Raw genomic sequence first — 12,396 nt, forward strand, 5'->3', positions numbered from 1 at the left:
CCGGCACCTCAGTCGGCGAAAGCCTCGGCAAGGTTCTCGAACCAGGCCGACTCCTCGACGAGCCTGCGACTGCGCCAGCCGTCCTCGGTGCGAACCAGCTCGTGGTTGTACCAGCCGCCGCAGAAGAACTGCTTACCCGGCTTGACCACCATCGGGTTGAAGAACATCGCCCGCACCGTGGCCTCGTCGCCGGCCAGGCCCACGGTCAGGTTGGACACGAAATGCTGTGTCTGCGTGAACAGGTCGAGCATCGGGGTCAACGCGGACACGACCTCCTCGACGGTGCCGAGCGGACCGCCGGTGGCCGAGTAGTCGATGTGCGCGTCGGGAGTGAACACCGTCCGGTACAGCGACCAGTCCTTGGTGTCGACGGCATGCGCGTACCGCGTCAACAGGTCCGTGATCTCGATGCGGTCGCCGATCGTCTGCAGGTCCATGCAGACATACAAGCGCACCGGTTCGCGGTTTCGACCCGGAACGGCAGAATGGGCGCCATGGCAACGAAAGCGACGATCTACCACAACCAGCGCTGCAGCACCTCCCGCACGGTCCTCGCCCTGATCGAGGCGGCCGGCATCACCCCGACCGTCGTCAAATACCTGGAGACCCCGCCCTCGCGCGACGGCCTGCGCAAGCTGCTCGACGACGCCGGACTCAAGCCCAGCGAGGCGATCCGCAAGAAGGAGTCCGTCTACAAGGAACTCGGACTGGCTCAGGCCGACGAGGACGAACTGCTCGATGCCATGGTGGAGAACCCGATCCTGATCGAGCGCCCGATCGTGGTCACCGACAAGGGCACCGTGCTGGCCCGGCCCGCCGAATCGGTACGAGAGATCTTGTAGTCGTCGTTGCGCTGCCGGCGGTCTCGTCCCAGATCCTGAAGCAGTGACTCCAGAGCGTCCCTGCACCGGGGGTCAGAGGCCGAATGCGCCACCACGGACGAGGATGTCGGCACCGATGGCGACGAGAACGACGGGCAGCACAATGTGGTCCCAGCGCGCGAGGGCGGCCGCGATCATCGGCCGGTTGGCGAAGTATCTGCCAGCCGCGCACCACACGGCCACGAGCAGGAGGAACACGGCGGCATAGGCGAATACTTCACCGAGATCCGCTGCGGCGAACACCGGGACGTACACGCCGATGTTGTCGCCTCCGTTGGAGATTGTGACGGCCGCGACGGCCCCTACCGTCGGATGCGAGATCGCGGGGGCGTCCGCGCCACCGGTGGACGAAACCCTGCCCCTCCACGCCTGCATCGCGTAACGAATCCCGAGCGCCAGCGGCAGTATCCCCAGGTACGGAATTACTGTATCCGGCAACAGCCCGACGCCGAGTCCACCGGCAACCGAGACGCAGACGATCCCGACGAATCCGAGGTATTGACCTGCCACCACCCGTGACTCGGCTCGCCGTTGGCCGACGACACGACCGAAGAAGAGCGTCAACACCACCAGGTCGTCGATGTTCGTCACCGCGAACAACCCGACTGCGCGACCGATGAACGCCAGATCCACACTCACCGGAGCAGTTTCCTCGACGGCTGCGCTGTCGGCACCGCGACCACCCGTGACCGGTTCGCCGCCCGAGCGGTGGGCTCCTCGCGCACACAGCGGATCAATCGACGCAGGGGGTTCCGTGATCGGCCTCGACCGGAGCGCCTTGCGGACCTGCGGTGGGCACAGCGGCACTCGAGTCCGGGGCCCGCCCAGTCGAGCCGGCGGGGGAGGTCACCGCTTCCGTCTCGCCGGAAGGTGGCGTGTCGGGGCTGTCGGCGCCGAGGGTGAGGCTGACCCTGTCGGAGGGCAGGGCACTACTGGCAGTGGCGGTCACGGAGTACTGGTCGGCGACGACCTGCGCCACGGCCTGCGCACCGGAACCGTATGTCACGGTTGTCGATTCGGTTGCGTGGCCGGTGGTGGTCGACCCGGTGCGATATCCCTGGGAGGCCAACGCGGCGGCGGTGGCGCCGGCCAGCCCGGCTCGTCCCGTTCCGTTGACGACGTCGATCGTCTCCCGTCCGGACGGTGACTCGGCTTTGGTCGTGGTGCTGGCGGTCGCGGTCCCGGTCTTGAACAGGTTGGCGATCTCGGCGCGCAGGCGGGTCGGGTCGACCTTGTTGACGTCCTGGCTGTCGATGGTTGCGTATCCCTCGATGGGCAGGGTGTAGAGGTCGAGGCTGCCCGAGGTCAGGTTGTCCGCTTGCGAGGCGAAGGTCACCGGGTCCAGTCCCGAATCGATGACGACGTCCTTCTTGACCACGTCGAGCAGGGCTTGCATCTTGCCGATGTTGCCGATCACGCCCGTCGACTTCAGGTTCGCGATGACCGCGGAGATGAACGCCTGCTGGCGGTGGGTGCGGTCGAGGTCGCCGTTGTCGAGTCCGTGCCGCTGCCGCACGAACGCGAGCGCCTGGGAGGGGTCGAGAGTCTGCTTGCCCGCCGGGAAGTTCGCCCCGGAATAGGCGTCGCGCACCGGCGCGTTCAGGCAGACCCGCAGGGGGCCCAGCGCCTGCGCGATGTGGTAGAAACCGATCAGGTTGACTTCGGCGAAATGATCGATCGGCACACGCAGCAGGTTCTGCACCGTGGTGAGTGTCGAGCGTCGGCCGGCATCGCGTGACTTCTGCTCCAACGTGGCCGGGTCCGAGACCCCCGACTTGGACAAACGGTTCTGCTCGTCGAATTTGGCGAGCCCGTAGGCCTCCTTGATCTTGCGCATGCCGTAGCCCGGAACGGCGACGTAGTCGTCTCGTGGGATCGCCGCGGCGGTGGCCCGGCTTCCGTCTCCGGGGACATGGAGAAGGATCAGGGTGTTGGTGTTGTAGCCGCCGACGTCGCTGTCGCCGGCGTGCAGTTCGTCGGTCACGAATTGCGCGGGCAGGTCGCTGCCGTCCATGGCCTTTCGGCTGTCCAGTCCGATCAGCAGGATGTTCGAGTCACCATGCTCGGACCTCGGCCCGTCCGCCCCGAGAACGCTCAAGGCATCGGAAACGTGAAGCCCGGACACCACGTGCGTTTTGGCCGCCCAACCGAACCCGACACTGCACAGCACCACGACCGATGCCGCGGCGGCGAACACCCGGACCGTACGCACACCCCGTGGCGCCCTACCCTGCTGCCTGTCCGGGCGATCCGCGATCGGCCCGCCCCGCGGCGCAGCCCTGCGCGACGGATCCCGTGGTGCACGGTTGGACACACCGACCACGGTACCGATCACCAGCGGCGAACCCGGGACCTCGCACAGACATCTTGTCCGGCGGCGTCGGAGTCGATCCACCCGGCGGGAGTCATTGGAGATCCGATATGACCCTGACCTGCCCAGATGTCTGTAAACTGCCTGTCGGTGCCAGGCACTGCCGCGGCGGTACGGGCCTGCCACTGTCGGGAGATCACCATGTCCAAATCTGCGGCGTTCATGGGTCTGGGCGACACCCCGGACCTCGAGCGAATCATCGCCGACCATGCGTACCGCGGGGTGCGGCTGCAGTTGGCTGTGCGAACGGTGCTGGTGGTGTTGATCGCGTTGACGTTGGTGGTCGTCCCCCCGGCTCGCGACGCCGCCGTGTGCTACGCCATATTCGCCTGCTACGCGTTGTGGGCGGCAGCAGTTGCGGTGTGGATGGGCCACAGCGGCCGGGCGCACGTCGACGCGAGTTGGCTCGCCCTCTTTGTCGACCTTGCGGTTGTCGCGGCGTTGACACTGGTGGCGGGAATTGCCGCACAGCAGAGCTGGACGGCGAACATACTCACCAACGCGCTGTTCATGATCCCCCTGCTGGCCTGCACGCAGCTGCGTCCGGGAGTGTGTGCTGCGGTGGTGGTGCCGACCGTCGCGGTGTTCCTGACGGCCAGCTGGGCCACGATGACATCGAACGAGGAGCCGTGGTCGTCGATCCTGCTCAGCACGATGGCTCTGGCCGGACTGGGTGGCGGCGCGATCGGGCTGTCGTGGATCCAACGCTCCCGGGTACACACCATCGGCACCTTGGTGCGCGACCGCACCGCGCTGCTCGCCGAGCTGATGAACCTCGAGCAACGTGAGCGGCAGGCACTGTCCGAACGACTGCACGACGGTGCGCTGCAGTACGTGCTCGCTGCCAGACAGGACCTCGACGACGTCCGGAACGGACAGTCGGATGCACTGGACCGGATGGACGAGGCGCTGCACGAGTCGTCGAGGTTGCTGCGCAGTGCGACCTCCGAACTGCACCCTGCCGTCCTCGAACATGTCGGACTGGCGCCGGCACTCGCCGACCTCGCCCGGTCCGCCGCCGTTCGAGGTGGTTTCGACTGTGAGGTGAACGCGGAAGGCTGGCCGGACGGTCTTCGTACGTCGGTGGACTCGATGCTGTACGGCGTGGCGCGGGAGTTGCTGACCAACGTCGTCAAACACGCTGCCGCGCAATCCGTTCGAGTGGATCTCCGGTGGACCGGCCAGCGGGCCACACTCGAGGTCGTCGACGACGGCGTCGGCATCGGCGCACAGGTCCGCGACCGGAGTCTGACTGCCGGGCACATCGGTCTGGCTTCACAGGAGCTTCGTCTGGCCGCGGCAGGTGGGAGTTTGAGCGTCCGCCCGGGGACTCGGACCGGAGCCGTGGCCCGCGTCGACGTCCCCGGAATCCCGGCCACCCGGCAGCGCTGCGCTCGTTCGGCAGCTACCTCACTCGAGCGCGGTCAATAGTGCGGTGAGAGTGCGCGTCTCGGTGGCGGGGTCGGGTCTGCCGGCCCGCAACGCCTTGAGGACGCTGTCGATCCGGCTGTCGACGACGCGCCAGGTGGTTTCGTCCGCGGGACGCAGGGACACCTCGTCGTCGTCCCACGCAGTTTCGAGGTCCTTGACCCGCGCTGTCGCGTCAGCCTGGTCGCCGGCCCGCACCTTTGCGAGGGTGTCCTGTGCGATCACGCGGAAGTTCGCCACGTCGGACGGCGGGAAGTGCTCGGTCACCTGCCCGGGGCTCAGGGTCGTGGCCACGGTTGCCGTGCCGGTTTCTTCTTCGCTCGCCACGGTTGCGTGCGGCTGCCCTGAGGACCAGGCCAGCAGGGCGACGGTGGCTACGGCGATCGCGGCGTAGTACCCGAGCATGACCCGTTCGCGATCCGGGCGCGAAGCCGCGGCCTGCGCGTGGGTGCGGTCCCGGTCTTCGATGACGTCGCTGCGGGTGCGCGTGAGGTACACGACCGTGGCGAGAATCGCGACGAGGAAGATCGCACTGGTGACCGCGGTGCCCAAACCGAGACCGTGCTCGGTCGACGGGGATGCGAACCAGTCACCGAGGTTCGCGCCCAGCGGCCGGGTCAGAATGTAGGCGAGCCAGAAGGACAGCACAGCGTTCGCACCGAGCCGCCAGCCGATCACGACCACGACGATCAGCGCGGTCGGCAGGAGAACCGAGACGCCCGGTCCCCAACCGGTGAGGTCGAGCGTCCAGTCGCCAGCCGCAGTTCCGAGGGCGAACGTGACCAGAACGGCGAGCCAGTAGAACAACTCCCTCGGCATGGTGACAATGCTGTGGATCGACAGGGTCCGCTCGCGCGCAAACCACACGCCGAAGACCGCTGCCAGGGCCCCGACGAAGACGCTGGTACTCACCGCGAGCGGTACACCGAGGCTGTCCGTGAGGATGTCGGTGTACAGGGTGCCGGTCACGCTGAGCACGACGACTGTCAGCCAGTAGACCAGCGGCACATAGCGGTTGAGGCGCAGTTGGCAGCCCAGGACAGCGGCAAGGACCACCGTGAAGCCGAGCGCAGTCGTGTTCAGGCCGACGCCCAATGTCATGTTGATCCAGTCGGCGAAACTCTCCCCTACTGTCGTGCACAGGATCTTGATGACCCAGAACCACACCGTGATCTCGGGCACCTTGCTCAGCAGTGCATCTTGGGTCTTGACGGCCTCGGATCTCGATGTGTCGGTCACGACGACCGACAGTAAGGACACGTTGCTGAACGGACGCTGAGGCTCGGAGCCGCGGTGCGACTGACCAGATCTGCAGTCGAGGCCCGCTCACACCGGGTCGCGCTGCACCGGACAGGACATGCACCGCGGGCCGCCGCGTCCCGAACCGAGTTCGGAGCCCGCGATGCGCAGCACCTCGATGCCCGACGACTCCAACCGCGCGTTGGTCTCGACGTTGCGCTCGTAGGCCACCACCACGCCCGGCGCCAACGCCAGGGTGTTGTTGCCGTCGTCCCACTGCTCGCGCTCGGCGGTGACGTGGTCGAGTCCGGTGTCGATCACCCGTAGCTTGCCGATGCCCATCGCGTCGGCCGCAGCCTCGACGAACGGGTCCGCGCCACGGATGCTGACGCCGCTGTCCTCACGGCGCAGGGTGAACGCGGTCAGGGTGTGCGCGACGGCCGGGTACATCACCACCGCGTCCACGTCGACCATCGTGCACACGGTGTCGAGGTGCATCGACGCTCGCTGCTGCTGAATCGGCACCACCAGCACCGTGTGCGCGAGATCGTCCTCGAAGACACTGCGTGCCAACGCCTCCGCCCCAGCGGGCGTCGTCCGCTCCCCCACTCCGACGGCGATCACTCCCGGCGCGAGCAGCAACACGTCGCCGCCCTCGACCGGCGCGGTGTGCGACTCGTAGGCCCGTCGCACACCGAGGAAACGCGGGTGGTGCGCGTAGATGAGGTCGGTCAACGACGCCTCCCGCGCCCGGGCCGGCAGCGCCAGCGAGGTGATCGCGACCCGATCGCCGATCCAGAACGACGAGTCGCGGGTGAACAGCAGGTTCGGCAGCGGCTCGATCACGAAGTCCCCGCCGTGGTGCATGCGCCGCACCAGGGACGCCCCACTGGGACCGATCGGCAACTCGTCGAACGTCATTCCCGCGGTGAGCACCGTGGCGAGGGTGACCGGGTCCGCCGTCCGCAGGTACGTCGACAGCTCCTGGGCGAGGGTGTGTCCGAGTCGCCGCGGGTCGACCGCGGCGGCGATCCCCTGGATCCTCGCCGCCCCGCTGACCGTCAGCGCCTCGGTCAACACGTCCGAGAGCAGGAGGGTGTCCACCCCGCGCGAGCGCAGCAGGTCGGCGAAGGCGTCGTGCTCGTCCTGGGCGCGATCGACCCACGGCAAGCCGTCGAAGAGCAGCTGGTCGTTGTTGCGCGGGGTCAGCCGCTTGAGTTCGTCGCCCGGCCGGTGCAGCAGCACCGTACGCAGGGTCCCCACCTCGGAGTCGACCCCCACCCCGGACGTGCGCTCGCTGGCCATGACACGACGGTAGTTCCACCACGCGCACGCCGCGAGCCGTCCGTGCGGCGCCGGAACGGAGGAAGCGGCGCGTGGTTCCCGTTGGCACTCGCCGGCAGGCCGAAGCCGGCGAGTGCCAACCTTGTTCAGGAACCGAACTGCAGGCTGTCCGAGCCGAAGGATTGCCCAGTCGTTTCGGGCAGCACGGCGGTGTGCTCCGACCTCACGGCCTGCAATGCCAGCGGATCCAGTCCGAGCAACGTCAGGATCGTGGGTGCGATCTGGGTGGTCTCGACGGGGGCGGTCACGGTGCCATGCTTGGCGGCACCCTCTCCACGGATCACGATCGGTACGTTGCGGTCCTCCGCGCCCGCGCCGCCGTGCTCGGCGATCTTGCCCTTGCCGCCGGTGAACACCACCCCGTGCTGCGCGATCGCGTACAGGTCGGGCACGCGCGCATCACTCGGCGCGGTTCCGAAGAACGCCGCGGCGTCGACTCCCGCGTGGACCACGTCGACGCCGGATCCCGTGTACGGCTTCGACTGTCCGTTGACGTCGGCGCCGACACCGTTGTGATGCAGCAGGTAGTCCTTGGCGAACGCGGCGGCGGCCGAGGACCGATCGGAGAACCACATGATCATCGCGTCGTCGTCGACCGCGTGTGCGACCAGCGCGGGCGTACCCGGGTGCGCGGCCGCCCAGGCGGCGTTGAGCCCGTCGATGATCGGCTGGTCGTCGATGCGAGTGAGCGTGGCCGGGTTCATCGGCGACTGTCCGTGTTTGGCGGAGAGGATGATCGTGGTGTCGTCCTCGCGGTGCCGGCTGTGGATCTCGTCGACGATCCGTCCGACCTGGGTGTCGACGAAGTCGAGTGCCGAGGCGAGGACGGGACCGGGTGTGGCGCCGTCGGCAAGGTAGCCGCCGGGCTTGCCGCCGGATGCCGGCAGTTTCTGTGCGGTGGACACCGACTGGAAGTTCAGGCCGAAGATCGCCGGTACCGAGGCCTTGGTGGTCCGTGAGTGGTCGTACCCGTCGATCTCGTTCAGCACGGCCTGGACCTTGTATCCGTCGTACTGCTGGGTCTTCGCGTTGTCCTTGGTCCAGTCCTTCCCCGCGGGGACGCCGTCAGCCTGGCTGTTGACCTCCGGCGTGAACAGATCGTCGATGCTCGGGTCGATCGAGCCCGGACCGTTGAGGATGTCGTACGCCGCATGCTTGTCCGACCACGCCGTCCGCAGTCCCGCCTGCTTGGCCACCTGGAAGACGGTGTTCACCTGCAGGTAGTCGTGGGCGCTGACCGGCGTGCAGGTCTTGGGGTCGACCGGCAACTTGCTCGGGTCGATCACCGAACGCGGGTTCCCTGTCATCGACAGGATCGCGGCCGGCAGCCCGGACAGTCCTTGCCCCGCATCGATCGAGTCGGGGTTCTTGTCCAGGGCCTCGGTCAATTCGACCTGTGCGCCGGGTGCGACTCCCGCGCAGGACGTGGTCCCGGGGGCGAGCAGTGACCGGTTGTAGCTGTCGTCGTAGTACACGCCGGTTGTCCGGGGGTTTCCGCCGGTCACCTGGGCAACCATGCCGGGGAACGAGTCCGACGGCACCGGCGTCTGCGCCGCGGTGTAGTCGACGCCGTCGCGAACAAGGTGCGCGAGAGCCGACTCATGGTGCTGCTCCGCATATTTCGCGAGATCGCTCTGATGGAGCCCGTCCACCGAGATCAGCAGCACATGCTTGGCCGCCGCCGGATCCCTCTCCGGCGGCGCTGCGGCGGCGATGGAGCTGGTGAACGCGGCGCTCGCCAACACCACACTGGCGCACACCGCACTCTTGGACACAACGGATCTTCCCGACATCGGAACCCCTCCCGCGACCGGACCCTCGCCGGCGGCCGGATCAGGACACCTCGACCGGGCAAACTCCCGCAACACGGCAGATGTACACTGCCCGAACATGTGCCGTCGCAACGGAATTGAGCCGGCAGACTGACCCTTTTGTCTGGTGATTCCCTCAATAGGCTTGAGCCGCACAGGAATTCGAAGTCAATTTGCCCGTTGCGCCCGAAGTGCCGCGAAGGTCACCAAGGTCGAGTTCGGACCGGAGCCGTCAGGTGATCAGCCCGCGTTCCCGGGCGGCGGCCACTGCGGCCGTTCGGCTGTCCACCTCGAGCTTCGAGAACACGTGCACCAGATGCGATTTCACGGTGGCCTCGGTGACGAACAGCTCCTTGGCGATAGCCCGGTTCGACAGCCCGCGCGCGACCAGCGCCACGATCTCGGTCTCGCGTGAACTCAGCTCGACCCTCGGCGACCGGATTCGCTGGAAGAGCCGTTGCGCGACATCGGGATTGAGTACGGTCTCACCGCGTGCCGCAGCCCAGACCGCGTCGACCAAGACCGCCGGGTCGCTGTCCTTCAGGAGGTACCCCGCGGCCCCCGCCTCGACGGCGCGCAGGATGTCCGCGTCGGTGTCGTACGTGGTGAGCACCACCACCCGCGGCGGGTCCGGGCGGGCGGAGAGGGCCGCGGTGGCCTGCGCACCGTCCATCCCCTCGCCGAGCCGCAGGTCCATCAGCACAACGTCGGGCCGTTCGCTGTCGACGAGTTCGAGGGCCTGTTCCCCGGAGGAGGCCTCCGCGACCACGTCCAGGCCTTCGTGCGAGGACAGCAGCGCACGCATGCCGGCCCGCACCACCGGATGGTCGTCGACCAGCAGGATGCGAAGCCGCTCGCCGGTCATCGCTGCTCCTGCCCGACGGGAAGCGTTGCCGCCAGGGCCGTTCCGTCGCCCGGCGCCGATTCGACGACCAGTGCGCCACCGAAGGAGTCGAGCCGGTCCCGCATCGCGCGCAGACCGAACGAGGTGGACGCGAACTCGCCGTCCGGATCGAACCCGACGCCGTCGTCGACCACGTCGAGCCGGACCTCGTCGATCCCGTAGCTCAGAGTCAGCCGCACCTGCCGGGCCGCCGAATGCAGTCGCACGTTCGCCAGCGCACTCTGCGCCACCCGCAGCAGCGCCACGTCGTAGTCCATCGGCAGTGCGACGTCCTCGCCGTCGACGACCAGCTCGCCGGCGATGCCGGTGTGCTCGCGCAGCTGCACCAGCAGCCGGCGCAACGCGGAGGCCAGCGACGCGTCCTCGAGAGCCGACGGGGTCAGGGCCCCGACCACCCGGCGCGCCTCCGTCAGGTTGTCCTGCGCGGTCTCGGCGATCTGGTCGAGGATCGCCGTCGGCTCGTCGCTGCGTTGCCCCGCCCGCGCCAGCAGGACGATGGAGGAGAACCCCTGGGCGAGGGTGTCGTGGATGTCACGGGCCAGCCTGGCCCGCTCGCCGGCCGCACCCGCCTCCCGCTGGAGGGAGGCGAGTTCGTCCTGGGCACTGAGCAATTCGTTGTGCGAGCGGGTCAGCTCGTCGAACAGGCGGCGGCGCTGCTGGGCGTCGCGCAGCAGTTGTTGGTAGACCACCGCCATGCCGGAGGCGGCGGCGGCGCCGAAGATCGGGCCCAGGATGGAGGCGAGAGTGTTGTCGGTGCCGTGCCAGAGCACGGCACCGACCGCCACCGCGGTGATCGCGACCGTGGACGCCAACGCGCTGCGCGTCGAGAGGAGGTGGAAGCACAGGAAGAACAGGGGGAACGCCAACCACACGAAGTTGACGCTCAACGCCGCGAGACCCAGCCAACCGAGCACCAGCACGCCGAGCCACACCCGGCCGTACCAGTCGTTGCCGGTCGCGGCGGACCTGCGTGCGAACCACATGCCGAGCAGGTACCAGACCAGCACCACGCCGGCGAGCAGCAGCGCGCCGGGCCGGTGTTCGCCGTCCGCCGCACTGCGTGCCGCACCGACCGCGAGCAGGAGCACGAACAGGGCGTGGGCGCCGAGTTGCATGATGCGCAGCACCGACGCCGGGCCGTCGTCGTGGCCGCGGGTCTGTGCCGCGCCGTCGCCGTGGCGGGTGTCCGAGTGCTGCATTGCATCCACGCTAACACCGACCCGACGCCCTGACCGGCCACGACGGGCGATCTCCAACTTTCGATTGACCGCCGCACCCATCCGTTGCGCGATGCCGCGACCCGGCCTCGCGGACCAGGCTGGTAGCCATGTTCCTCAGTATTCGTGACCTCCGATTCGCCAAGGGCCGCTTCGCGCTCATGAGCGTGGTGCTGTTCCTGATCTCACTGATGGTGGTGATGCTCTCCGGGTTGACGGCGGGACTGGGCAACCAGTCGATCGCGGCCGTGAAGAATCTCGGCGCGACCTCGTTCGCCTTCGGCGCACCCGCCGAGGGGCAGCAGGTGTCGTTCACCGACTCCCAGGTCACGGAGCAGCAGGGGCGCGCGCTCGCGGCGACACCCGGTGTCGACGCGGCGACCGTCATCGGCATCGCGCCCGCCCGCGTCACCGTCGACGGACGCGACGTCAGCGCCAGCGCCTTCGGCGTCGACGGTTCCTCCTTCGCCGCCCCGGTCCCGCTCACTCCCGGCGAGCTCGCCGTCAATCGTGAACTCGCACAAGACAACGACTGGACCGTCGGCCGGACCGTCGAGCTGGGCGGGCGACCGTTCACCGTCTCGGCGTTGGTCGACGACTCGTTCTACAGCCACCAGTCGGTGGTGTGGCTCGACCGCACCGACTGGCTGAAACTACCGACCGCGGGCGGTAGCGAAGGCACCGTGGTGGCGATGCGGACCTCGAGCGGTTTCGACGCGAACGCGGCGGCCGCCGCGACCGGCACCGCGATCACCGACGAGCAGGGCGCGATCAACGCGATCGGGTCGTACACCTCGGAGCACGGTTCGCTGCTGCTGATGCAGGGGATGCTGCTGGTGGTCAGCGCGCTGGTGGTCGGCGCCTTCTTCACCATCTGGACGATCCAGCGGGGCCAGGACCTGGCCGTGCTCAAGGCGGTCGGCGCGTCCACCGGATACCTGCTCCGGGACGCGCTCGGCCAGGGGCTGGTGGTGCTCGTCCTGGGGGCCGGCCTCGGCACGCTGGCCGCAGTCGGGCTGGGCGCCGTCGCCTCGACGGCGGTCCCGTTCACCCTCACCGCGACCGGCACATTCCTGCCCTTCTTCGCCCTGATCGCGCTCGGCATGCTCGGCGCGACCGCCGCGCTGACCCGGATCGTCTCGGTCGACCCGCTGACCGCGCTCGGCTCGGCCCGCTGACCCCCACCCCCAGGAACAGGAGA

Annotated in this window: 11 protein-coding genes; 3 read left to right on the forward strand and 8 right to left on the reverse strand. The window is 68.4% G+C overall.

Going from position 1 to position 12,396, the window contains the following annotated elements; translation table 11 throughout:
* Nucleotides 1-8 precede the first annotated feature (8 nt).
* Nucleotides 9-437, reverse strand: a complete 429-nt coding sequence (locus FK531_RS04995; protein ID WP_142095759.1) for a nuclear transport factor 2 family protein — start codon at nt 435-437, stop codon at nt 9-11.
* A gap of 57 nt (nt 438-494) precedes the next feature.
* Here FK531_RS04995 and arsC point away from each other — a divergent pair, with 57 nt between their 5' ends.
* Nucleotides 495-842 (forward strand): arsenate reductase (glutaredoxin), encoded by a 348-nt coding sequence (gene arsC / locus FK531_RS05000; RefSeq protein WP_142095761.1) that lies wholly within the window; start codon nt 495-497, stop codon nt 840-842.
* A 72-nt stretch (nt 843-914) separates the two neighbouring features.
* Here the strand turns inward: arsC and FK531_RS05005 are convergent, their stop codons facing one another.
* Both FK531_RS05005 and FK531_RS05010 read right to left on the reverse strand, forming a co-directional pair.
* Complete coding sequence (locus FK531_RS05005; RefSeq protein ID WP_142096655.1) at nt 915-1,514, reverse strand: cadmium resistance transporter; 600 nt, start codon at nt 1,512-1,514, stop codon at nt 915-917.
* Between the two features lie 100 nt (nt 1,515-1,614).
* Nucleotides 1,615-3,093, reverse strand: coding sequence for an LCP family protein (locus FK531_RS05010; protein ID WP_246097893.1), 1,479 nt, complete (start codon nt 3,091-3,093; stop codon nt 1,615-1,617).
* A gap of 300 nt (nt 3,094-3,393) precedes the next feature.
* Between FK531_RS05010 and FK531_RS05015 the strand changes: the two genes are divergently transcribed.
* Nucleotides 3,394-4,683 (forward strand): sensor histidine kinase, encoded by a 1,290-nt coding sequence (locus FK531_RS05015; protein WP_142095765.1) that lies wholly within the window; start codon nt 3,394-3,396, stop codon nt 4,681-4,683.
* On the opposite strand, the gene FK531_RS05020 is transcribed toward FK531_RS05015, so the two are convergent.
* The 5 genes from FK531_RS05020 to FK531_RS05040 form a co-directional block, all read right to left on the reverse strand.
* Nucleotides 4,663-5,919 (reverse strand): COG4705 family protein, encoded by a 1,257-nt coding sequence (locus FK531_RS05020; protein ID WP_142095767.1) that lies wholly within the window; start codon nt 5,917-5,919, stop codon nt 4,663-4,665. The two genes, FK531_RS05015 and FK531_RS05020, sit on opposite strands and share 21 nt — an antisense overlap.
* A gap of 87 nt (nt 5,920-6,006) precedes the next feature.
* Nucleotides 6,007-7,224: an arginine deiminase gene (locus FK531_RS05025; protein WP_142095769.1), complete on the reverse strand. Its 1,218-nt coding sequence runs from the start codon at nt 7,222-7,224 to the stop codon at nt 6,007-6,009.
* A gap of 125 nt (nt 7,225-7,349) precedes the next feature.
* Nucleotides 7,350-9,038, reverse strand: a complete 1,689-nt coding sequence (locus FK531_RS05030; protein ID WP_246097896.1) for an alkaline phosphatase family protein — start codon at nt 9,036-9,038, stop codon at nt 7,350-7,352.
* A 268-nt stretch (nt 9,039-9,306) separates the two neighbouring features.
* Nucleotides 9,307-9,939 (reverse strand): response regulator, encoded by a 633-nt coding sequence (locus FK531_RS05035; RefSeq protein WP_142095773.1) that lies wholly within the window; start codon nt 9,937-9,939, stop codon nt 9,307-9,309.
* Nucleotides 9,936-11,105 (reverse strand): sensor histidine kinase, encoded by a 1,170-nt coding sequence (locus tag FK531_RS05040; protein ID WP_435531022.1) that lies wholly within the window; start codon nt 11,103-11,105, stop codon nt 9,936-9,938. The genes FK531_RS05035 and FK531_RS05040 overlap by 4 nt, the downstream gene beginning before the upstream one ends.
* 200 nt (nt 11,106-11,305) lie before the next feature.
* Between FK531_RS05040 and FK531_RS05045 the strand changes: the two genes are divergently transcribed.
* Complete coding sequence (locus FK531_RS05045; RefSeq protein ID WP_142095777.1) at nt 11,306-12,373, forward strand: ABC transporter permease; 1,068 nt, start codon at nt 11,306-11,308, stop codon at nt 12,371-12,373.
* Nucleotides 12,374-12,396: the final 23 nt, after the last annotated feature.

Source organism: Rhodococcus spelaei (assembly GCF_006704125.1).
Lineage (GTDB): Bacteria > Actinomycetota > Actinomycetes > Mycobacteriales > Mycobacteriaceae > Rhodococcus_G > Rhodococcus_G spelaei.